The organism is Clostridium sp. AM27-28, from assembly GCF_003480955.1.
Lineage (GTDB): Bacteria > Bacillota > Clostridia > Lachnospirales > Lachnospiraceae > Otoolea > Otoolea fessa.
Map to the genome: position 1 here is coordinate 71,262 of NZ_QUJT01000013.1, position 22,679 is coordinate 93,940.

Consider the following 22,679-nt stretch of genomic DNA (forward strand, 5'->3'; position numbering starts at 1 on the left):
TTTTTCCGACAGAGTATAGGGAAGCTTTCGTATTTTACCGCATATCTTATCTTAAATTCTAAAAAATCTCTATGGAAACCGCTATGAATTGCTCTTCTCTTCCAGACAACCAAACCGCCGATTTTATCGAACGTTTTTTCCCTTTTACCTATAACCAGATTTTGGAAAATGATTCCGGCTGCTATGATTTTGTCAATCATGAGTATGTGATCTGGCACCGGTCTCTGGCGGAGGCGCTGCCGCTCTCAGTCCAGCAGTATGGCTATGACTCGATCCCGAATCTTTATACCATATTAGATACATCCAGCCTGGACAGCGCAGGAATTTCCCGGACGGCAGAACAGCCCTTCCTGGGAAACAAGGGGCGCGGGACGCTGATTGGGATTGTGGATACGGGGATCGATTATACAAATCCCTTGTTACGCGATCCGGATGGAAGCACGCGCATCGCCGCCATCTGGGATCAGACGGTTCCGGGCACGGGGCTTAGCACGCCGGATCCGATCGATGCGCTGCACTACGGAAGTGTCTACCAGCGTTCCCACATCAACGAGGCGCTGCGCTCGGAAGATCCGCATTCCATCGTCCCCACCTCGGATCCTCTCCGCCACGGCACGCAGATGGCGCTGGTCGCCGCCGGTTCCGAAGATGCCGATACTTTTTTCTCCGGGGCGGCGCCGGAATCGGAACTGGTCGTTGTACGCTTGAAACCAGCCAGAACCTATCTTCGCGATTTTTTTCTGATCCGCGAGGATGCCATCGCCTTTCAGGAGGACGACATCATGCTCGGAATCAAGTTTCTTCTTTATATTGCCAGGCAGGAGAAAAAGCCCCTTGTGATCCTGCTGGGTCTTGGCACCAATACCGGAAGCCACAGCGGCACTTCGCCGCTTGGTCTATATCTGAACAGCCTGTCGCGCGCCAGCGGGCAGATTCTGGTCGCCGCCGGAGGCAATGAAACCGGGCGCGGGCACCATTTTCGCAGTGTATTTCCTGCTTCCACCTCCTATGAGGATGTGGAACTGCGGGTCGGTCCCGGCGAACGGGGATTTACGCTGGAACTGTGGGCGCGTGAATCGGAGCTTTACAGTGTCGGATTTTTATCCCCCTCCGGCGACGAAACGGGACGCATCCGGCTCTCCGGCGACGAAGAACGCCGGATTCCCTTTCTTCTGGAAGGAACGACCATTCACCTCAACTATACCAGCTCCGAGCTGGCGACCGGAAGCGAACTGATCCTGATGCGCTTTGATGCCCCCGCCGCCGGAATCTGGAAAATCCGCGTCTACCACACGCTCTCGATTCAGGGTGAATACCATATGTGGCTGCCGGTGCACGGCTTTATCTCGGATGAAACCTTCTTTCTGCGCCCGGATCCGGACACAACCATCACCGATCCGGGCAATACAGCAGCCATCATCACCACCGCCGCCTACAGCCACCAGACGGGCGGGATCTATCTGCATTCCAGCCGCGGTTTTACCCGCACCAGAACTATCAAGCCCGACCTTGCCGCCCCCGGCGTCCGGCTCCCGCTTCCCGATTATCAGGAGGTAACCGGAACCTCATTTGCCGCCGCCATGACCGCCGGAGCCGCCGCGATCCTGCTCTCCTGGTCTGCCTATACGCCATCAGCCCCGCGGATCAACACCTCGATTGCCAAGGCATTTCTGATCCGCGGGGCTGACCGCCGAAATTCCATCGAATATCCCAGCCGGGAGTGGGGGTATGGGACGTTAAACCTATATAACTCTTTTTTATCCATGAGAAGTTAATTAACTTCTGCTGTTTTCTCTTCACACACAAATTGCTTTTCCGGATCCTTACATCGATAACTTTCACCACATCCATGACACCGTTCACCGATCATGCTCCTGAAAAGCTATTACCCCCGCATCTCTATCCGCGGACCGCCCTTCTTCTCCAGATACGGGCGCGTGATCACAACGGATCCGATATTCGGATCTTTCGGGATCTCATACATGATATCCATCATAAAATCCTCTAAAATTGCACGCAGCGCACGGGCACCCGTATCTTTTTCCAGCGCCCGCTCGGCGATCCACTCCAGTGCATCGTCCTCAAACACCAGTTTGACCTCATCCAACGCCAGCAGGCGCTCATACTGCTTGAGGATCGCATTTTTCGGTTCTTTCAGAATCCGCATCAGCAATTCCTTTGTCAGCCCCTGCAGGCTCACAAGCACCGGCAGACGTCCGAGAAACTCCGGAATCATGCCAAAATTCCGCAGATCTTCCGTTGTCACCTGGCTCAAAATATCCGGATCATTGTCAAATTCATCCTTCAAATGGGAGTTGAAGCCCATCGTGGAACGCTTTTTCAGGCGCTCCTTGATGATATCATCCAATCCCGGAAACGCGCCGCCACAGATAAACAGGATGTTGTTCGTATCCACAGTCGCCATCGGCGTGAGCGCATTCTTCTGGTTTGAGCCGACCGGCACCTCTACCTGGCTGCCTTCCAGAAGTTTTAAAAGCTCCTGCTGTACCGACTCACCGCTGACATCGCGGCTCATCGTATTTTTCTTTTTCGCAATTTTATCGATCTCATCGATGAAAATGATGCCTTGCTCAGCTTTCTCCACATCATTTCCAGCCGCTGCCAGAAGCTTGGAGACTACGCTTTCTATATCATCTCCGATATATCCAGCTTCCGTGAGCGCCGTCGCATCCGCGATCGCCAGCGGCACATCCAAAAGCTTCGCCAGCGTCTTGACCAGGTACGTTTTTCCGCTTCCGGTCGGTCCCAGCATCAGGATGTTGGATTTCTCAATCTCCGGCTCGCCGCCCTGCATCTGCATTCCCTGTGCCGCCGCGTTTTCCGCTTTTTCTTCCGTATTTTCATTTGCCCGAAGCTCGTCCTGCTGCCGGAGAATCACGCGCTTATAATGGTTGTAGACTGCCACTGAAACTGCCCGTTTCGCCCGCTCCTGCCCGATCACATACGTATCCAGCTGCGCCTTGATCTGGTGCGGTGCCGGAACATCCTTCATCGTCAGAAATTTCTCCGCGTCTTTTGCCTTGCTCTTTTTCTTGATCTTATTTTTCTCTGGAATCTCTGTATTCGGCATCTGCATGCCCGCAAAATCATTGAGATTCATGTTCATAAACGGCATATTTTGAAGCTTGGAAAAGTCCATGCCCGACTTGGAAATCGAGTCAAATGCTTTCTGCATACACTCATGGCAGAAATTCATCCCGCCCGGCATCGTGATCATCTCTCCCGCCTTGCTCTCCGGGCGGCGGCAGACGTAGCAGATTTTCTCGTAATCATCCGAATGATCTGTACTGGTTTTATTTGTATCTGTTTCGTTTATATTGGTTGTCGTATCTATATTCTGGTTATCACTCATATTTTTATATTTCCTCCAATCTGAAAGCACCTTTTCATTTTATCATAGCTTGTGAAAAACGTAAATCATAACAGCAGCCGTCATTTCGTTTTAAAAACAAAAAATTTCCTATGAAACAAAAAGACAGATGAATCACCGCCCTCTCTGATTACAAGAGGATCTACCGGCGGTTCACCTGCCTTCTTTTCTATATCTTCCTGATTTTATTCATTTCCGCTTCGCAACAGTTCCGTATCTTCACCGTTACGGGCAAATATCCATTCCAGTCCACTTCGCTGATGGGATATTTTCTATCTTCCCAGTTTTCTCTGCGGACTTGCCTGTGATTCACTCCGGCTCTCGTTCTGGCTATCCTGGCTCTGCGGCATATCGCTCTTGGAGCCTAGTGTAATCTGTACGTTTCTCTCGACATATTTGCCATTTTCCAGACTCTGTACCGTCATGGTAACGGTGGAACCTGCCTTATAGTAAGTCAGCAGTTTCTTGAGATCATCACCATTCTTTACCTTCTCACCGTCAAACTTGGTGATAATATCGCGCTCCCGCAGATCCGACCTGGATGCCGCGCCGCCCGCAACAATCTTGTATACATAGATACCTTCCGGCATGCCATACGCCTGCGCCATCTGGCTGTCGATATTCTGAAGCTGGATTCCCAGATAGCCCTGCTCATTCTCATCGACAGCTACCTTCGTCGTCTTCGTCATCAGGTCGCTGATAATATCCTTTGCCTGTGAAATAGGGATCGCATAGCCGATGCCCTCAACACTGGTGTCCGAATACTTCGCCGCATTGATGCCGATAACTTCACCGTTCATATTTAAAAGTGCGCCGCCGCTGTTGCCTGGGTTGATCGCCGCATCAACCTGCAGAAGTGTCCGCTCTACGTCGTTGATGGTTAGCTTTTTATTTAAAGCGCTGACATAACCGACGGTAACCGACTGCCCCTGTCCCAGTGCGTTACCGATTGCCACAACACCCTGTCCCAGCTTCAGGGAATCAGAATCGCCCAGATCGGCTGCCTTAATCTGTTTTCTCGTTTCTTCCGGTATATCCGAAAGCTGTACGGCAATGACTGCCAGATCCGAATCGGAATCAGTACCTTTGACCGCTGCCTTAACGCTCTGGTTATCAATAAAGGTAACCGAAAGTTCCTCGGAATCTTCAACGACATGGTTATTGGTAATAATCAGAAGTTCCGTGTCATTCTGTCCGGCAATGATTCCTGAACCGCTGCTCGGCACCTCGTACTGCTGCTGACCAAACAGCCAGTTGTCCTGTGTATAAATCATCTTGTTGTTGATCGCTACAACGGACGGCATCGCTTTCTCTACAATCGAAGAAACATCGTTGCCAATGGAGGCCTGCGTTTTAGTGCCCGCATCTGCCTGTGTCTCCTGGGAAACCTGACCGATCGTTTCCTGTGCGGTCTCACCCGGAAGAAGCCGGTTTGAAAGTGCATTCACGCCGACCATGGTTCCGCCTGCCACACAGCCAAACAAAATGCCCGACATCACAAGTGCCGCAATTTTCTTACCAGTATTCTTAGAGCCATGTCCCCGGCCACTCCGTTCTTCCGGAATATAGCTGCGTTCCGGCTGCTTCTCTGCATTCTCTTTCGGATCTGCTCCGGCTGCTGCCTCCGGTTCTCCATCGAGACTGCTCCGGTAACGGGAATCATGATAACCGCCATAATCGGAAGTTTCTTCTTTTTTAGCAGTATCGTTATTCTTTTCCTCATAAGCGCTGTCCGAATAAGCGCCCTCCGTATAATCTACATCCTGATCGTGTCTCTCATTTCTTTCATTCTCGTCATACATATATTCATACCTCCTGTTCTCAGGAATCACAGCCGCGTACTGTCCATTTTGCGAACCTTCCCGCAGCGGATTGTTCATACTCTTATATTCTGTCTCAGGCTTTCTGCCCTCTCTCTGTTTACATGAGATAGTCTATCAGTTATTTGTGATGTAATTGTGAAAATAAAATCATAAATCTGTGAAGCTTAAAAACATCTCTCGGTTTTCACTTGTCAGTCCTTCTCTCCTCTTGTATACTTAATGAGTGAAACGAATTTTACATTTTATATGAAAGGACTGTTACATCCATGATGAATACACAGGCAGTTGTCCATATCCGCAAAGGCGAGGCTCGTTCCCTGAAAGCCGGCGGTATGTGGATCTATGATAATGAAATTGAACGAATTGAGGGCGAATTTGAAAATGGCGATATCCTTCGTGTCGAAGATTTTGACAGTTATCCGCTCGGATGTGGTTTTATCAACACCCGCTCCAAGCTTACCGTGCGAATGCTTTCCCGCAAAAAGGATACTGTCATCGACGATGCTTTTATCGAAATGCGCGTCCGCAATGCCTGGGAATACCGCCGTCAGACAGTTGATACCAGCAGCTGCCGCCTGATTTTCGGCGAAGCAGATTTCCTTCCGGGCATCGTGATCGACAAATTTTCCGATGTGCTGGTCGTTGAATCCCTGGCGCTCGGTATCGACCGTCTGAAACCGCTGATTCTGGAAAAACTCGTCAAGGTGCTTGAGGAAGACGGCATTCATATCCGCGGTATTTACGAGCGCAGCGACGCTAAGGTCCGCTTACAGGAGGGCATGGAGCGCTATAAGGGCTTTATCGGAGAACCATTTGATACAAAAGTAGAGATCGTTGAAAATGGTGTCCGCTATCTGGTAGATGTCAAGGACGGGCAGAAAACTGGCTTTTTCCTCGACCAGAAATACAACCGTCTGGCAATCCAGCGTCTCTGCCCGGGCAAACGCGTTCTGGACTGTTTTACCCACACCGGCTCCTTTGCCTTAAATGCAGCCGTCTCCGGCGCCAAAGAGGTCATCGGCGTGGATGCGTCCGAACTTGCCGTCGCACAGGCGCGTGAAAATGCAGAGTTAAACGGTGTTTCCGGCACTACCACCTTTCAGTGCGCGGATGTCTTTGACCTGCTTCCGGAATTAGAGGCAAGAGGTGAGCAATTTGACGTCGTGATCCTCGATCCGCCTGCCTTCACAAAATCCCGCAGCTCGGTCAAAAATGCCATCAAGGGCTACCGCGAGATCAATATTCGCGGTCTGCGTCTGGTAAAGGACGGCGGCTACTTCGCCACCTGCTCCTGCTCCCATTTCATGACGCCGGAGCTCTTCACAAAGGCGATTCAGGAGGCAGCCCGCAGCGCCCACCGCCGCCTGCGCCAGATCGAATACCGCACCCAGGCAGCCGACCATCCGATTCTGTGGGCGGGGGATGAGACGTCCTATTATCTGAAGTTCTACATTTTCCAGGTTGTGGATGAAAAGTAAAATCACAGAATATTTGTAAGACTATAACCAAGCAATATGAACTGCTATTATAAATCATGAATCTGCAAATTCTCTCAGAGCAATCTGAGGGGATTTGTTTCGTTTTATCATTGTCTGTTCTGATAAATTATGATATACTTCGTACATGGGAAAAACCAGAGAGCCAGGCGGCTTACCCTCTGTTATCGGAGGGTTGCTAGATTTCAGCAAAACTTGTTTATCAAAGACTGGAACGAGGCACAAATCTAACCCTCCAGACGAAAGAAAGGAGGGCATTGCCAATGACAATTTTCAAGGGAAAACGAAAATAGCCGCCATTACTGCAATAATGACGGCTGTTAATAAAACAGTTGTTTAATTTATTCAGGTAAGCCACTCCTCTGGCTTTTCCTTTTTTCTATCCCTAATATAACATATCTTTTCATCCAATGCAAGCGAAACCCCCTTTATAGAAATACGAACTCATAAGGGATTACCGCTGCAGCACCATACACCAAACCGGTGCCGACACCATCGAAAGCAGCGTCGTAAATACCACGCACTTCGTCGCAAAGACTTCATCCCCGCCATATTTCGCGGCAAGAATCGCCGTCGTGCTTGCTGCCGGCATCGCTGCCAGCACCACGGAAATCCCCATCACCAGCGTGTCGATATGGAACAGCAGACAGCCGGCCCACACAAACGCCGGGATCAGGATCAGGCGCACGGCGGCATAGTAGCAGCTGAGCGGCGTGATCATCGTCTTCATATCTGCCTCCGCCAGAACGGTTCCGACGAAAATCATGGAGACTGCCGTGTTTGCCTTGTTCAAGCTATGTACCGTATCTCCCAGGAATCCCGGAATCTGCATCTGTAAAAGCATCAGCACAAAGCCGATGAATACGGAGACAATACACGGATGCGTGCATATCTTTTTAATCAGCGTCCTCCGATCCGGCGCCTTCGTAAAATACGTCATTCCCAGAGACCACATCGCAGTTCTCTGCGGAATCAGGTAAAAAGAGGCGTAGAAAAGCCCCATCGAGCCGAAAATGCCCTCCGCCACCGGATTTCCCAGAATCCCGGCATTGGACGCCATCGTCGCGTATTTGAGGACCTTCTTCTTTTCCTCTTCCACACCCGGATACAGTACCATATTTAAGATATAACAAGCCACCTGAACCATACACGAGACGAGCAGCGCCTGTGCGCTGCTCTTTAAGATATCCATGCTCAGTTCTACTTCAAATGACTCGATGATACTGCAGGGAAGTGTCACAAAGATGACCAGATCCGCAATGACCCTTTTTCCCTCATCCGTGATAATTCCCTTCTTCTTTAAGAATGCACCCAGAATCATAAGGGAAAATAACATTCCCTGCATCCGGTACAAACCATCTAAATTCAACGCATTTCCTCCGTTTCACACTCTCTCATCACTCAATGATGATTCCCGCATCCGTCTTACTTCCCGGTGCACTGCTTCCATTCGGGGAACCGCTGCCGGAAGGTTTTTCTCTGCCATTCTCCGTGCCGGTGCCAGAATTTCCGCCCGGAAATGCCGGCGAAGAACCGCCAGACTCTGCCTCACTGCTCTCCCGCGCATTTTCCTTTGATGCATGCGTACCGTCCGGACGGCTTTCCTGCTCAGAAACGTCATTCTCCTGTGTTTCCGAAGCATTACCGGTCTCTTTCTCCGACTCGTCGCTGCCGCTCCCGGCTTTCTGGCTTTCGTCCGCGCCGCTCTCCTGCGTCGGATCCAGGATGGAAATTGTCGTCGCCTCGGTCGTCTTCGGCAATGCCTTCGTTTCTGCCTGTTTCGTGCCATGAACGCCTGTATCTGATACAATTTTCTGACTGATCGTCCGGACCGTCTCAGTCGGCGTGTATTCCTCATCGCCAAACAGGAAATGATGCAGCTCGATGACATTGCTCTCCAGCGTCTGCGGGATGACGCAGGCGCCCTTGCGTCCCATCTTCTTTTCCCTCAGCTCCGACGGAAAACCGGTCGTCTCGGTCAGATGGTAACGCGTAATATTTCGTCCTATCTTCAACAGATCATTGATCTCGATGCTGGTCGCCACCTGTGGAAATACCGTCTGCACAATATTGTTGATCGTCGCCCAATCTGCTTTTTTCATCTTCTCAAACGCGAGGGAAATAACCTTTCTCTGTCGTTCGGTACGGGCATAGTCCGTATCCATCAGACGGAGACGCCCATATGCAACCGCCTGCACACCGTCCAGATGGTTCATGCCCGCTGATTTAAGCTGGGTCGAAGCGACGCCGGTCGCCTTGACCGTCTCAGAAATGAACGCATTGATATAATAAAACTCTGATTTCGTGATCTCCACGTCAATGCCGCCCAGAATGTTGATCGCATCTGCAACGGCTTTCCAGTTAAAGGTCGCATAATCGTCAATATCGATATCCAGGTTCCTATTGAGCGCCTTGACAACCTGCTCCGGTCCGCCCTGCATATAAGCAGCGTTGATTTTGTTGTAGGTATTCTTGTCGCTGATATTTAAATATGAATCCCGGTACACCGAAACCAGACGTATCTCACCGGTTCCCTGATCGATGTTGCAGAGAATATTGACATCCGAGTTGTTGCCCTTTCCGACCGATGAGTTACGGCTATCCACGCCGAAAACCGCGATCGTCCAATAACCGCTCATCTGCTCCTGCTTCTCCTCCGAAATCTCGACGTTTTTGATCTCATCCGGGTTCCACGGAAGCCGCTGCATCAGATCCAGACGGCTGCTGATATACGAATATCCCGCAAAGCAGAGAATCCCGATCAGCATCACGCTCTCCAGAAGAATAAACCATATCTTCCGCTTCTTTTTCCGGCGCGCTTTCAATTTAACCGGGTCGGCGTAAATATCCGACCGGTTCATGGTCCGGGTTTTCTCCTGATTCCGGCTCTCCCGGCTGCTGCCAGGCTGCGTCTGTCCCCTCTTTGCCGCTTTCTGACCACTTCGGCTTCTATCTCCGCTCCGGTGGGATCCGTCCTCCCGGCGTCCCGTAAATGAATCCGTGATCAGTGTCAGACCATCGTCTTCCATCTCCGACGGTTTTGCCCGTCGGCTCCGGCGGTGTCCTGACCTATCTCTTTCTTCTTCATATCCCATGTGGTTTTCCTCATCAATACGCGTTTTTATTTATAAAGCCCTTAAAAACCGTCAAAAACATGATTTTAAAATCAAATCCCAGCGTCCAGTTCTCGATGTAATACAGATCATGCTCAATCCGCTTCGTGATCGAGGTATCGCCCCGGTAACCATTGACCTGTGCCCATCCGGTCATTCCCGGACGCACCTGGTGTTTGATCATATAACGCGGAATCTCTTCCTTGAATTTTTCAACGAAAAACGGGCGTTCCGGGCGCGGTCCAACCAGGCTCATATCGCCCTTCAGAACATTAAACAGCTGCGGAAGCTCGTCAATGCTCGTCTTCCGGATAAATCTTCCAATCGGAGTCACACGCGGGTCTCCCGGCGTCGTCCACTGGCTTTTCTCCTTTGCCGCCGACTGTACCGCCATCGAGCGGAACTTATACATCTTAAACGGCTTATTGTGAAGTCCCACCCGCTCCTGACAGAAAATGACCGGTCCCGGCGAAGTCGCCTTTATAAGAATCGCCGTCACCAGCATCACCGGTGAAAACAGGATGAGCGCCATCATGCCGCCGACCAGATCCATCGTCCGCTTCATCGTTGCGTTGAGCAGATTCGTGAGCGGCACATGGCGGATGTGGATCACCGGAAGTCCCTGCAGATCCTCCATAAACGGACGGGTCGGGATAAAGTTATAATAATCCGGGATAAATTTCGTATGCACACCCGATTTTTCACAGCCTGCCACGATTTTTTCCAGTTTTCCATACTCCTGGATGCTCAGGGTGATCGCGATCTCATCCAGCGTATTGAGCGCCAGAATCGTATCCAGATCGTCAATTTTGCCGATCACGCGCACTCCCTTATATTCTTTGCCCCACTCCTCATGGTCATCCAGAATACCGCGGATTTTATAGCCCCACTCCGGGTTGACATTCACACGGTCAATAAATCCTTCCGCTGCCCGGCTGTAACCGACCAGAAGCAGATGCTTCTGGTTATATCCCTTCGACCGCATCGACCGAAGCGCTATCCGCAGGATATTCCGCATCAGAATCTCAGCAAAGAGATTGATGCCAAAAAACAAAAATACCATCGGACGGGAGAAGTTGTGGAAATACTCATTTTTACCGCCCAGGTAAAGCATCAGTGAGATCACCAAAAGACCGATGATGTTCGCCTTAAAAATATTGGCTAACTCCACCCGTCTTCCCTGAACCCGTTTGGGCGTGTAAAGATGAAAAAATGCGTATAAAATCAAATAAAACGGTACAATAAGAACGCCAGCCGCCAGATAGACGACTGCCATTGCGCTCTTATTATGCCCTGTTACATTAAACCACGACGTTCCATTGACGATAAACCACGCAAGTGCGTAGGCGCATGCAATGACACATGCGTCCAGCACTACGTGGAAATGGTTCAGCCGTTTCTGGTTATCTTTTATCATAGTATATCACCTGAATTCAGATTAAGCTCCCGGACCTGCCGGACCGCCGGGGCCTGCTGCATCGCTGTTTCCGGAATTCCCCGGATCCTGAATCTCTGTGACCGGGCTTTTCACACCGGAATTATCTGATGCACCCGGAGAAGTCTTTTCACTGGATGCCGCTGTCTCTGCCGCTGTCGTGGTTGTAGATCCCGGTTTTGCAACGGAAGACTTCGTCTCCGATGTGCTGCCTGGTCCGGATAAAGAATCATCCGCCTCGGTTGTCTTATCCGTATGATTTTTCTTGCCGGGAGTCGTCGTTGTTCCTGGTCCCTTACTGCTGTTGCTCTTCGACTCTTCTTCCTCCCAGTCAATCCAGTCTTCATCCGGATCAAAGATCTCGTCCAATCCGATCGAGCTCTCGCTCTCGCCCTTCTTGGTCTCATCCCCGCTCTCGTCATCCGACTCGTCCGAAGCACTCGTCGATGACTTCTTAGCGGCATCCTTCGCCGCTGCCTGCGCGGCAATACGGCTCGCCCGTTTCTTGATAAACGTCTGGGCGCTGACACCCTGATCGACCGGAACATGACCAATCAGCTTCGCATTCGTCGTAAGCCCCGTTACCTGCGCGATATGGCTGCTGTACTCCTTGACATTGGACGGAACCTGATAATCTTCCTCATCAAACAGGAACTTATGAAGCTCTTTTACGTTGTACTCCAGTGTCTGCGGGATAACGCAGTCACCGATCTTTCCAACATCCTGCTCACCTCTGGCTGCCGGGAATCCCGCGGTCTCACCAATATGGAACTTCGCGATATTGCGTGCCAGCGGAATCAAATCCGTAATATCAACATTGGTTGCAAGCTGCGGCATGATCGTCTGAATCAGACAGTTGAGTGTCGCCCAGTCTGCATTTTTTGCCTTATCAAAGGCTTTCTGAAGAATAATTCTCTGACGCTCGGTACGCGCATAGTCCGTATCTGAATAACGGATACGTCCGTATGCAACTGCCTGGATACCATCCAGATGTACATTGCCCGCATGGGTCAGCTGATGAGAACCGATACCAGTCTCCTTTACGGTCTCCGTGATGAAGGCATTGATCCAGGAGAACTCTGCATCACTCAGCTCGACATCTACACCGCCCAGAATGTTGATGGCATCCGCAACCGCTTTCCAGTTGAACGTCGCATACTGGGTAATGTTAAGACCCAGGTTCTTATTCAGCGCCTTAACTGCCTGCTCCGGACCGCCCTGTGCGTAAGCGGCGTTGATCTTATTATAAGAGTTTTTATCGTTGATATTCAGATAACTGTCCCGGAATACCGATACAAGGCGGATCTCACCCGTCTCCAGATTGATATTGGCAATCATGTTGACATCCGCGTTCGTACCTTTTCCGACATTCATCTGCCCGTGCTCACTTCGCGAATCGACACCGAAGCACGCCACGATCATGTAGCCCTTCATATCATCGATCTGTTCCTGGGACAGATTGACGTTCTTAACCTGGTCCTCGTTGAAATCAATCTTCTGCATAGAACCGAAGGTTCTGTGATACATATACCAGAACGCACCGCCCAGAATCATCAATATAATCACGACAATCTCCGCCGCAATGATCATATGCTTTCTGTGGCGCGCCGATTTACGGTAATGGCTGCCGCGGCGTCCCGAACTCTTTTTTCCACTTCCAGCGCTCTTAGGACCGCTGTAGCCGGAACGTACTGAACTGCTGCCCGCCTCACCTTTTCTCTGGCTATTTTCGACTGTACTGCTGACTCTTCTGCGGCTGGTGCCGGAAGCAGAACTGCCGCGCGAAGAATACCCTGCCTGACTGGCACGGCTGCTTCTGCCCTCGCGGCGCGCCCTCATGCGCTCCAGCTCATCATCCTCATAATTCATAAGCTACCTCATCTTTCACTTGCTTGCTGCCGCTCAGACATTGTCTGATAAGCAGCCTTTCTCCGTGTTGCATCTGCTAAACCATGACCGTTCACACATCGCGCAAACTCTAAGTTACTGTCCACACATACGCGCCCAGTAACAACTCTAACCTTTTCCTCACGATTTATCAGATGCTGCTTTTTTCTCGATCTGTCTCACAGCAAATTCATAGACATAGAGAAATGTCCCAGCTAAAAGTTCCAGCTCTATCGCCAGATAATTTTTAAGCCGTTCCGGGCGGTACGCCACTTTTTTACACTTCTTTGCCGTCCGTATGCCTTCTTTCAGACCTTCCAGATAATCTTTTCCAAACCCGAGTTTCCTGAAAAATGAATATTTCACGAAAATCCCCGCTGCGATCGGAATCGCATTTATGATAAGCTGTAAGCACGGCATATTTTTATAATTCAGATACACATTGTTGCGTGCCGCCAGCTTAACCTTGAATGAATTGTACTTGGAACCGCTGGTTCCGCTTCCGACGTGCCATACCAGCGCCGCCGGGCAGTATATATTGTCATAACCCGCAATCCGGGCTCTATAACCCACATCAATATCTTCCAGATAGGCAAAATGCATCTCATCGAAATAGCCTATCTCCTCAAATACCTCTCTCCTGTAGATCGCTGCGCCCGCGCACGCCGAGAATACCCGGCTTGAACGGCGGTAATGCGTAAGATCCCGTCCCACGCCGCGCTGGTACGCCCAGCCAAGCAGGGAATACATATCGCCTGCATCATCCAGCCTGTCCGGATGGTACATCTGGATCATCCGGCTGCTGACGGAAAAGATGCGCTCCGACTGACCGATCGCACGCACCATCTCCGCCACGAAATACTCGTCCACCCGGACGTCATTATTTAAAAGCAGCACATACGGTGTGTCTGCCGCCTTGATTCCGACGTTGACTGCGCCGGAAAATCCCGTGTTTTCCGGCAGGAAAATCGTATCGATCTGATGTTCCTTCAGCCACTCCACGCTTCCGTCCGTCGAACCGTTGTCCACCACCAGCGTCCGGAAATTCGGATACGTCTGTGCATTCAGTGAACGGATGCATTCGTCCATAAACTTTAACCCATTATAATTGGGAATAATAATTGTCGTTGTAATCTCCATCCCGGGTTATACCTCCAGATGATACGGTTCTCCGATTTTCTCTTTTTTCAGATCCCTGAGGGCGAAATTGGACTTCCGCAGCGTCAGGTTCGGATTGTAGTAAGGATCTCCATCTTTAAGGATCTCCGGCCAGCGCTCCGAGAAAATCTTGATCTCCCTGTTAAAACGTGCCACCTTCTCCGGCGTATCCTCCAGTCCTCTTGACTTCGACTCATAATGATACAGCAATGCGTACGGATTGTAAACCACTAAATGATTTGATGCCCGCACTTTCATGCAATAATCGATATCGTTAAATGCGACCGCCAGCTTCTCCGTAAAGCCGCCGACCTCATCAAAGAGCGCTTTCTTTGTCATCAGGCACGCCGCCGTCACAGCGCTGTAATCCTGTGTACTCATCGCACGGTGGAAATAGCTGTTTTCCGCCTTATGAAGCCCGATAAACGTATGCCCTGCGATGCCGCCGAAACCAACCACGACGCCCGCATGCTGGATCGTATCATCCTGATAGAGCAGTCTCGCGCCAACTGCGCCGACGTCCTCCCGCTGGCACAGTCCCAGCATCTCCTCGATGAAATTCTCCGCAATCAGCTCGGTATCATTATTTAAAAACAGCAGATATTCGCCCTTTGCAAAGGTCACGCCGAAGTTGTTGATCGCCGAATAGTTAAACTCGCGCTCCCAGGTTACCACATGGACATTGGAAAATTCCTTCTGAATCTTTTCATAGTATTCAAAGGTTTCCTTCTCCGTGCTGTTGTTCTCTACAATGATAAACTCAACATTGCGGTACGTTGCCCGCGTCTCAATCGCCCGAAGGCATAGATCCAGATCCGTATGGTGATCCTTGTTCGGAATGATGATCGATACCAGCGGTTCCCCCTGAATTTTATATACAGAGTGATAAATGCCGTAGTCCACACCTTTTTCCACGCGCTCCGCCTCGATACCGACGCGTTTATAATGATCCATGATCGCGCGCGCACCCGCATCAAATGCGTACAGCTTGCTCTCCGGGTTGCTCGCTGTCGAATCCTTGTGGCAGCGCCAGTGATACAGCACCTTCGGGATATGGCGGATCTCCTTCGCCTTCTCCGTACAACGGAAAATGAAGTCATAATCCTGCGCCCCGTCGTATTCCTGACGGAAGCCGCCCAACTGCGCTGCCAGATCGTGGCTGACTACAAACAGATGGCAGATATAGTTGACGCTGCAGAGCAGATCGATATTGAAATCCGGCTTAAAATGCGGATCAAACAAAGCGCCACCGTCCATATCCAGCTTATCCTCATCCGAATAGAAGCAGTCGCATCCCGGATGTTCCTGTAACAGTTTCGCACACTCATAGAGAGCATTCGGTGTCAGCTTATCGTCATGGTCTGCCAGCACGATATAATCGCCGGTCGCCATATCCATTGCTGCATTCGTATTGCCGGAAATGCCCTTATTTTCGCCTAAAATTACGTATTTAAAGCGGCTGTCCTTCTTCGCATACTGCTCCAGCACCCGCTCGCAGCTTTGTCCTGCCGGACTGCCGTCCGCCACGCAGACCTCCCAGTTTGCGTATGTCTGTTCCGCGATCGAATCCAGCATTTCCCGCAGAAATCGCTCCGGTGTCTTAAATGCCGGAATCACGATCGAGAATTTAACTGGCGCGTCAAACACCTTTTTCCTCTGCTCCTCCAGCTCCTCCGCCGTCGGCTTCGTCAGTGAATACCACTCGCCGTAATCGTAGTCATTGTCAATTCCCTGCAGTTTGTGCTTGGATTTTACCAGCAAGGCTTTCAGACCATTTTCCTTCCAGAAATCCAGACAGACCCGCACAGTCTCCATGTTCATCAGATCGCGGATCTTCTGCATCCGCTTGTGCGCCACACTGCTGCGCTTGCGGATCAGTTCTTCATTATATTTAATGCGGATTTTGCGTCCCTCGCCTTTTGCGATCAGATAATAATCTTTTCCGCGCTCATACGGGAACTGGATATCAAATCCAAGCTCTTTTTCTACCGTTCGCCCAAAATAAATCTGGCTGACGTCGTCGCGGCGGGTCGCCACATACTGAAACCGAATCGGCTGATGTGCCCCATCTTCAACCTGATAGGTGATCTCCGTCTCCGGCGTCTTTCCGATCGCCCAGCCATTGAGCTGAATCGAATTTTCACGAATCCGAACTACATCGACATTACATTTCATGCTGTTTGCCCCCAACTTTTTTCACCGGTGTATCAAAATTCAGCCGCTCTTCCTCCACTACCAGCGGACGCTTCATGACTCTCGAATTGATCGATAAAATATACTCTCCCACCAGACCAATGAAAAAGATTTGAACCGACCCTAAAAAGCACATTCCAATCAGAACCGGCGCCATACCAGCCGGAAAATCATACCAGTGAAGCAGTTTCATCACCAGATATACAATCGCCACGATCATACTGATCGCCGCGCAGATACTTCCAAAGATCGTCGCCAGGCGCAGACCGACCTTCGTATAGGAGGTCACACTGAGCATCGCGGCATCGTAGAGCCGGTAAAAATTGTTGTGTGTCTTGCCTGCGCGGCGCTGCGGCTGGATATATGGGATCTCCTTGCGCTTATAACCAAGCTCCGCCACGATTCCGCGCAGAAACGGCGTCGGATCATCAAGCTCCCGCAGAATCTCAATAAAATCGCGGTCATACAGACCCGAACCGGTAAAATGCTCAATCTGCTCGACATCGGAGAGTTTCTTTATCATCTTGTAATAGCAGCTCCTCAGCGCATACATGATCGGGTTTTCCTTGCTTCCCGTCTTGATGCCGATGACAATCTTGTAGCCATTTTCCCACTCATGGACATATTTCGGGATCATATCGACCGGATCCTGAAAATCTGCCACCATGCTGATCACGCAGTCGCCGGTACACTGTAACATTCCATAATACGGGGAATTGAACTGTCCAAAGTTTTTGGCATTAAAAATTGCCTTGATCCGTGGATTCTCGCTGCAGATCTTCCGAAGAATCGGGCGCGTCTGGTCCGTCGAATCATTGTCGATAAAGACAAGCTCATAGTCATATTCCGGCAAATCGCGCTCCAGCGTCTCCACAACTGCCTCGCTGATCGGACCTACATTCTCTTCCTCGTTGTAGCAGGGAATTAATATACTGATTTTTTTCATACTTTTCTGATTCCTATTAATTTGCTTTTTGTTTGAACTCTTCTGTTTCGTTCCACCAAATTTCGAACACAAAAAAAAGAGAAAGCCGCTTCGGCTATACTGCCTTTATTTTAAACGTCTTTCTCTCTTTTGACAACCTACAATTTTCTTAACGATTTTTGGCTGCTTCGCTATTTACTTGGCATAAACTGATAAAATATGTCCAAATATTTACCATTCTCTCCCGTCACTCTGCACAGAGGGCAGAAAAATCATTTCTGAAAAGCTAGAATTCTCTTCATTCCTTCTTCAAAATATACCTGTGGCTTCCAGCCAACCACCCGCTCCATCTTGCGGATATCCGGGATCAGATTGACGATTCCCTCTGCATTCGGCGGGCGGACGCCAAATTCCATGCTGCCCTGCCTGCCGCACAGCTCATAGACCGTCTCGACAAACCCGCGCAGCGGTCCTGTCTCATCCATCGGACCGCCCAGATTGTAGACACATCCGTGATCCGTGAGATTTCCCGCATATTCTGCCAGATCCGCCAGGGCGCGCCCCGCATCGTCAATATACATGAAGTTCCAGAGCTGCGTGCAGGCGGTCATCGTCATCTTCTCCCCTGCCCGGAAGACCCGGACACAGGAAGAAAGAAGCGACCACGGGTGATCGCCCGGTCCATACGTGCTGAAAATCCGTGCATGCCCGTAATCCAGTCCCAGTTCCCGGCAGAGCACTTCCGCCCGCTGCCGGACTGCCAGTTTCGCGCGTCCATACGGGGAGGTCGGCTCGCAGACCGTCTCCTCGTCTGTCAGCTCGCTCTTGACGCCATACTCCGCCTGCGAACCTGTAAAGAGAAACCGCCGGCACCCGAGGTCTTTCGCCACGCGGACGGCATTCAGCGCGTCCTGCACGCTCTCCTCCTGGACTGCCTCATTTTTCCGTGAATCACTCCCTGCACCGCGCCAGCCCATATGGAGAAACACATCGCATCCGCCCGGAATCCGTTCCGGCAGTTTCGAGAGATTCCCCAGATCCTCCTCCAAAATCGTGAGTCCCTGCGGAAATTTTCCATTTTCCCGCAGCAGATCCGCTTTCGTCGAATGTTCCCGCAGTACGGCGTATACCTGATGTCCGCGATGTAACAGCTCGCGCACCGCCCCCAGACCTACAAAGCTGGTGGCACCAGTGACAACTATCTTCATTCTATCGTTTCCTTTACTATTTTTTAATACGCGGAATCAGCATGATACGGTCCATCTCCTCGTCCGGCAGGAATGGGGACAGATCCTCCAGCGGCGGCGATACAAGCGTTCCGTCCGGCAGTCTCTTCGCCGCGGACTTTGGCTCAAAGTTCTGATCCAGCGTTACAAATACCTCGCAGATCACCGGGCCGTCCATCGCCAGCGTTTCTTCTACTTTCTCGCCCAGCTCCTTGTTTCCATGAATCGATACATATGGGAATCCATACGCCCACGCCAGCTTTTCCATGCTCGGGAATCCAAGATCGCCGCTGTCCACGCCGATACCGATGAGCGGCTCGCCGAAGAAATTCTTCTGGGTCTGGCGGATGGAATGGTAACCGCCGTTATTGATAATGAAGATCTTGATCGGCATCCGGTGGCTGACAACTGTCTCAAGCTCCTGTAAATTCATCTGAATACTGCCGTCTCCGGTGATCAGGATAATATCCTGGCTGTGATCTGCCACGCACGCGCCGATCGATGCCGGAAGTCCGTAGCCCATCGAAGCGATGCCGGAGTTCGAGATAAATCTCTGTCCCTTTTTCACAATATTTGCGTGTCCACACACAACATTTGCAGATCCATTCCCCACAACCACGATCTGGTTCTCATTTAAACGGCGGCTCATCTCATACGCAAATGCATATACGTTTGCCTCTGTCTCCGTGCCGCCGTTCATGTGCTTCGGCAGAACCACCGGATAATCATGCTTCCAGCCCTGGCAGATACGCAGCCACTCTGCCTGCGCGTCCTTGTACTCCTGCGTCATCGAAGCCGCGCCGTCCGCTTTTCCTTCCTCCGAAAGAACCTCGTCCATCACGGTCAGAAGATCCTTCACATCCGCGTGAACCGGCATGTCCACATGCAAGGTCGGCTTTTTCAGCTCTTCGGCATCGATATCATTCACAATCACATACGCCTCGCGCGCCCAGGTAGTAAAACGGTAACCGACCTGACGGAAACTCAGACGGCTTCCGAGCGACAGCACCAGATCGCTGTTCTGGATCGCGAAGTTGCCCGGGCGATCGCCGACGTTGCCGCCTTTTCCGATGTACAGCGGGTGTTCGTCATAGATACAGTCGATGCTGTCCGCGCCGGTCACAACCGGGATTCCCAGCTTTTCAACCACGCGCATGAAAACATCGTGCGCCGCGCCGATACGGATACCATTTCCGGCATTGATCACCGGACGTTTGGAGGTGCGGACTTTCTCGATGATCGCACGCGCCGTCTCCTTCGTCACACGTGCCGGAAGTTTTGCACGAAATTCACCTTTTCCGGCGGTATCCTCCGGGATCTCGGACGCGCTCTCTGCCGCCCAGCCGGTTCCGCCCGCCTCATAATCCTCCGGATCAAAGCCGATCAGATCGTCTGTCTCGATCATTGCCGCCTGCACATTCAGCGGAATATCCAGCCAGGTAGGACCCGGACGACCGTTGTAAGCCAGATACAGGGCTTTTTCCACACAGAAGCGGATACGCATCGGATCGATCACCATCTCACAGTATTTTGTCATATTGGCAACCGATTTGGTGATATCATACTCCTGATCGCCCATCGCGCGCAGGTGAAGTCCCGTGCTGCGCGCTGTCGTGTCATAACGCACCTGTCCGGAAATGACAAACATCGGGATTGAATCCAGAAATCCGCCCGCAACGCCGTTCATCGCATTGATGCCGCCAGGTCCCGTCGTCACGCACACTGCCGCAATCTTGTTGTGGATGCGGGCATACGCCTCCGCTGCCATCGCACATGCCTGCTCATGATGATTGTAGAGGCAGTGAAGTCCTTCCTGATGCCCCAGCGCGTCATCCAGATGCATCGCGCCGCCGCCCGTGATCATAAACACATCCGTGATACCGGATGCGAGAAGCTTTTCTGCTATATAATTAGAAAGTTTCTGTTTCATTTTGATTTCCTCCTGAAAATACCTTGTCAAGTGTTCATACTACATCATAAGAACGTATTCTCACCCGTCCACTCACGAACCCGCGCTATCGCGCTCTACCGCCCTGCTTCGCATGGCTGTTCGTTCGTTAATGGCGCAAGAAAAGAATATGTCTGCTTCGCAGCCGCATTCTTTTCTTCTGCGCTCATTATACCATGACCACTAAATTCGTGAAACACCTCATTAAGTGGTCAGGTATATGTTCTCACTAGACTTGAAAATACCTCGTCAAGTGTTCACATTATATCACACATATTTCTTTTTTCATAGCCAACACGGCGTTTTCCCTTCTTCTGAAATGTTCTTTTGTTACTGTTCACGCATACGTGCCCAGTAACGGAATTTGCCGTGGCTTCGCATTTAAATACGGCAAATTCCTGCTGCCACCACGTTTTCTTACGGCACTTTCGGTTCCAAAAGTGCCTACCCGTGAACAGTAACTTACATTTTTCTTATGTTGTCTTGTGTTTTTCCTATTTCTTTTCTATAATAAAGGTCGGCATCCGATTCACGTCGGTATGCCTGAATCGTTACGGTTCAGTTTACTTTATGTAACTGCATTTTTATCATACAGAGGAACGTCTTATGAATCGATTAGCACAGAAAAAAAAGGTCTGCGCGCTGATTCCGGCGCGGCTTAATTCGGTTCGCTTTCCGGGAAAGGCATTGAAACAGATTGATGGGATTCCAATGGTTGTGCGGGTTCTCGCGGCGGCGCGGGGCAGCGGTGTATTTGATGCCGTTTACGCTGCGACCGACAGCCCTGAGATTGCTGCTGTTTGCCAGACATATGGATTTGAGGCGGTTTTTACCTCCCATTCCCATCAGAATCCGACCTCCCGCATTCAGGAGGCGGTGATGATTCTGGAAGATTCCAAGTCTGCTTCTTCGCGGAAATTTGATTTTTATGCGATGATCGGCGGGGATGAACCGCTTCTGACACCGGAGATTCTGCAAAATTTTATGGAGCAGGCGCTTACTGTTATTACCTCAAAAGAGAATGTACAGCGTCCATTTCTCATGAATGCCATGGCAGATATTCCGAACGATGCCGAGACAGCCGATCCATCCAACATAAAAGTGGTCTGCCGCCCGGACGGCACAGGGCTTTACATTTCCCGTGCGCCAATTCCATTCCGCAAGGGGACGCTTGACGAACCTTCCCGGAAATTTGTGAGTATCGGGCTTTATACGCGGGAATCGCTCGATTTCTTCTGTCAGAGCAGACCGGGCATTCTGGAACAGATCGAGGGCGTGGATTTGCTGCGTTTCCTCGAATATGGGAAAACGATCCTATTTCTTCCCATCTGCGGATATACGCTTTCCGTAGACACCCCCGCCGACCTTGAAACAGTACAGGCGATTTTACACAGGAGGACTAGCACCCTATGAATAAGAAAACATACCGCGGCGTGATCTTCGACCTCGACGGCACGCTGCTCGATACATCCGAAGGCGTCTTTGCGAGCGTGCGCCACACGGTAGAAGCACTTGGAAAACCTGCCCTCGACGAGGCGACACTCCGCACCTTTATCGGACCGCCCGTCAAGCTGTCGCTCATCCGCCTCTATGGACTGGACGAGGACGCCGCGAACCACGCAACCGAGATTTTCCGCACCCAGTACAAGGATCACGACCTGCTAAAAGCCGAGCCATACGCCGGTATCAAAGACCTGATCCGCGCACTCCGCGCACAGGGCTGCAAGATCGGGGTTGCCACCCTGAAACGTGAAGATTATGCGCTGACTCTGCTGGAACATTACCATTTCACAGAACTCTGTGACTCCATCTGTGGCAGCGATTTTGCCAGCAAAATGACGAAGGCTGACGTTCTGCACAAGTGCTTAAAAGCTTTGGAGTTGTCTCCATCCGAGGCAGTTCTTATCGGTGATACCTCTTCCGACGGAAAAGGTGCCAAAGAGGCAGCTGTCGATTTTATGGCAGTTACCTACGGCTTCGGACCAGATACCGCGGAGGCATGGCAGGAATATGCGCCGGTTTATACGGCAAAGGATACGCATGATATCGGGGCGTTTCTGGGAGTCAATTTTTAAAATTACAAA

Annotated in this window: 15 protein-coding genes; 4 read left to right on the top strand and 11 right to left on the bottom strand. The window is 50.9% G+C overall.

The window, feature by feature from the left end; all coding sequences use genetic code 11:
* Positions 1–83 precede the first annotated feature (83 nt).
* On the top strand, positions 84–1,775 hold the full coding sequence (locus tag DW720_RS13520) for a S8 family peptidase (RefSeq protein ID WP_118749743.1): 1,692 nt from the start codon (positions 84–86) through the stop codon (positions 1,773–1,775).
* A 110-nt stretch (positions 1,776–1,885) separates the two neighbouring features.
* Here DW720_RS13520 and clpX read toward each other — a convergent pair whose 3' ends face one another.
* Complete coding sequence (gene clpX / locus DW720_RS13525) at positions 1,886–3,373, bottom strand: ATP-dependent Clp protease ATP-binding subunit ClpX (RefSeq protein WP_117796032.1); 1,488 nt, start codon at positions 3,371–3,373, stop codon at positions 1,886–1,888.
* Positions 3,374–3,663: 290 nt separating this feature from the next.
* Positions 3,664–5,193, bottom strand: a complete 1,530-nt coding sequence (locus DW720_RS13530) for a trypsin-like peptidase domain-containing protein (RefSeq protein ID WP_118749744.1) — start codon at positions 5,191–5,193, stop codon at positions 3,664–3,666.
* 290 nt (positions 5,194–5,483) lie between these two features.
* Between DW720_RS13530 and DW720_RS13535 the strand changes: the two genes are divergently transcribed.
* Positions 5,484–6,692, top strand: a complete 1,209-nt coding sequence (locus DW720_RS13535) for a class I SAM-dependent rRNA methyltransferase (protein WP_118749754.1) — start codon at positions 5,484–5,486, stop codon at positions 6,690–6,692.
* A 472-nt stretch (positions 6,693–7,164) separates the two neighbouring features.
* Here DW720_RS13535 and DW720_RS13540 read toward each other — a convergent pair whose 3' ends face one another.
* From DW720_RS13540 to DW720_RS13580, 9 genes are all read right to left on the bottom strand, one after another.
* The gene (locus DW720_RS13540; RefSeq protein WP_182427969.1) at positions 7,165–8,079 is read right to left on the bottom strand and encodes an AEC family transporter; all 915 of its coding nucleotides are present in this window, start codon (positions 8,077–8,079) and stop codon (positions 7,165–7,167) included.
* Between the two features lie 28 nt (positions 8,080–8,107).
* Positions 8,108–9,805, bottom strand: a complete 1,698-nt coding sequence (locus DW720_RS13545) for an LCP family protein (RefSeq protein WP_118742947.1) — start codon at positions 9,803–9,805, stop codon at positions 8,108–8,110.
* A 13-nt stretch (positions 9,806–9,818) separates the two neighbouring features.
* Positions 9,819–11,240, bottom strand: a complete 1,422-nt coding sequence (locus tag DW720_RS13550) for an undecaprenyl-phosphate glucose phosphotransferase (RefSeq protein ID WP_107001458.1) — start codon at positions 11,238–11,240, stop codon at positions 9,819–9,821.
* Positions 11,241–11,261: 21 nt separating this feature from the next.
* Complete coding sequence (locus tag DW720_RS13555; protein ID WP_118749745.1) at positions 11,262–13,127, bottom strand: LCP family protein; 1,866 nt, start codon at positions 13,125–13,127, stop codon at positions 11,262–11,264.
* A gap of 159 nt (positions 13,128–13,286) precedes the next feature.
* The gene (locus tag DW720_RS13560; RefSeq protein WP_022359149.1) at positions 13,287–14,285 is read right to left on the bottom strand and encodes a glycosyltransferase family 2 protein; all 999 of its coding nucleotides are present in this window, start codon (positions 14,283–14,285) and stop codon (positions 13,287–13,289) included.
* A 6-nt stretch (positions 14,286–14,291) separates the two neighbouring features.
* Positions 14,292–16,478: a glycosyltransferase family 2 protein gene (locus tag DW720_RS13565; protein ID WP_118472952.1), complete on the bottom strand. Its 2,187-nt coding sequence runs from the start codon at positions 16,476–16,478 to the stop codon at positions 14,292–14,294.
* Positions 16,468–17,442 (bottom strand): glycosyltransferase family 2 protein, encoded by a 975-nt coding sequence (locus DW720_RS13570; RefSeq protein WP_107001455.1) that lies wholly within the window; start codon positions 17,440–17,442, stop codon positions 16,468–16,470. The genes DW720_RS13565 and DW720_RS13570 overlap by 11 nt, the downstream gene beginning before the upstream one ends.
* A 251-nt stretch (positions 17,443–17,693) precedes the next feature.
* Positions 17,694–18,629 (bottom strand): NAD(P)-dependent oxidoreductase, encoded by a 936-nt coding sequence (locus DW720_RS13575; protein ID WP_118493659.1) that lies wholly within the window; start codon positions 18,627–18,629, stop codon positions 17,694–17,696.
* A 16-nt stretch (positions 18,630–18,645) separates the two neighbouring features.
* Positions 18,646–20,577 (bottom strand): thiamine pyrophosphate-binding protein, encoded by a 1,932-nt coding sequence (locus tag DW720_RS13580; RefSeq protein WP_107001453.1) that lies wholly within the window; start codon positions 20,575–20,577, stop codon positions 18,646–18,648.
* Between the two features lie 624 nt (positions 20,578–21,201).
* Between DW720_RS13580 and DW720_RS13585 the strand changes: the two genes are divergently transcribed.
* Together DW720_RS13585 and DW720_RS13590 are read left to right on the top strand one after the other, a co-directional pair.
* On the top strand, positions 21,202–22,008 hold the full coding sequence (locus tag DW720_RS13585) for a 3-deoxy-manno-octulosonate cytidylyltransferase (RefSeq protein WP_118749746.1): 807 nt from the start codon (positions 21,202–21,204) through the stop codon (positions 22,006–22,008).
* Positions 22,005–22,670, top strand: coding sequence for an HAD hydrolase-like protein (locus DW720_RS13590; RefSeq protein WP_022359155.1), 666 nt, complete (start codon positions 22,005–22,007; stop codon positions 22,668–22,670). The genes DW720_RS13585 and DW720_RS13590 overlap by 4 nt, the downstream gene beginning before the upstream one ends.
* Positions 22,671–22,679 lie beyond the last annotated feature (9 nt).

Bases quoted from the DNA above. Each gene is read 5' to 3' on its own strand.
- DW720_RS13520 (WP_118749743.1), top strand. From the start codon at position 84: ATGAATTGCTCTTCTCTTCCAGACAACCAAACCGCCGATTTTATCGAA.
- clpX (WP_117796032.1), bottom strand. From the start codon at position 3,373: ATGAGTGATAACCAGAATATAGATACGACAACCAATATAAACGAAACA.
- DW720_RS13530 (WP_118749744.1), bottom strand. From the start codon at position 5,193: ATGTATGACGAGAATGAAAGAAATGAGAGACACGATCAGGATGTAGAT.
- DW720_RS13535 (WP_118749754.1), top strand. From the start codon at position 5,484: ATGAATACACAGGCAGTTGTCCATATCCGCAAAGGCGAGGCTCGTTCC.
- DW720_RS13545 (WP_118742947.1), bottom strand. From the start codon at position 9,805: ATGGGATATGAAGAAGAAAGAGATAGGTCAGGACACCGCCGGAGCCGA.
- DW720_RS13550 (WP_107001458.1), bottom strand. From the start codon at position 11,240: ATGATAAAAGATAACCAGAAACGGCTGAACCATTTCCACGTAGTGCTG.
- DW720_RS13555 (WP_118749745.1), bottom strand. From the start codon at position 13,127: ATGAATTATGAGGATGATGAGCTGGAGCGCATGAGGGCGCGCCGCGAG.
- DW720_RS13560 (WP_022359149.1), bottom strand. From the start codon at position 14,285: ATGGAGATTACAACGACAATTATTATTCCCAATTATAATGGGTTAAAG.
- DW720_RS13565 (WP_118472952.1), bottom strand. From the start codon at position 16,478: ATGAAATGTAATGTCGATGTAGTTCGGATTCGTGAAAATTCGATTCAG.
- DW720_RS13570 (WP_107001455.1), bottom strand. From the start codon at position 17,442: ATGAAAAAAATCAGTATATTAATTCCCTGCTACAACGAGGAAGAGAAT.
- DW720_RS13575 (WP_118493659.1), bottom strand. From the start codon at position 18,629: ATGAAGATAGTTGTCACTGGTGCCACCAGCTTTGTAGGTCTGGGGGCG.
- DW720_RS13580 (WP_107001453.1), bottom strand. From the start codon at position 20,577: ATGAAACAGAAACTTTCTAATTATATAGCAGAAAAGCTTCTCGCATCC.
- DW720_RS13585 (WP_118749746.1), top strand. From the start codon at position 21,202: ATGAATCGATTAGCACAGAAAAAAAAGGTCTGCGCGCTGATTCCGGCG.
- DW720_RS13590 (WP_022359155.1), top strand. From the start codon at position 22,005: ATGAATAAGAAAACATACCGCGGCGTGATCTTCGACCTCGACGGCACG.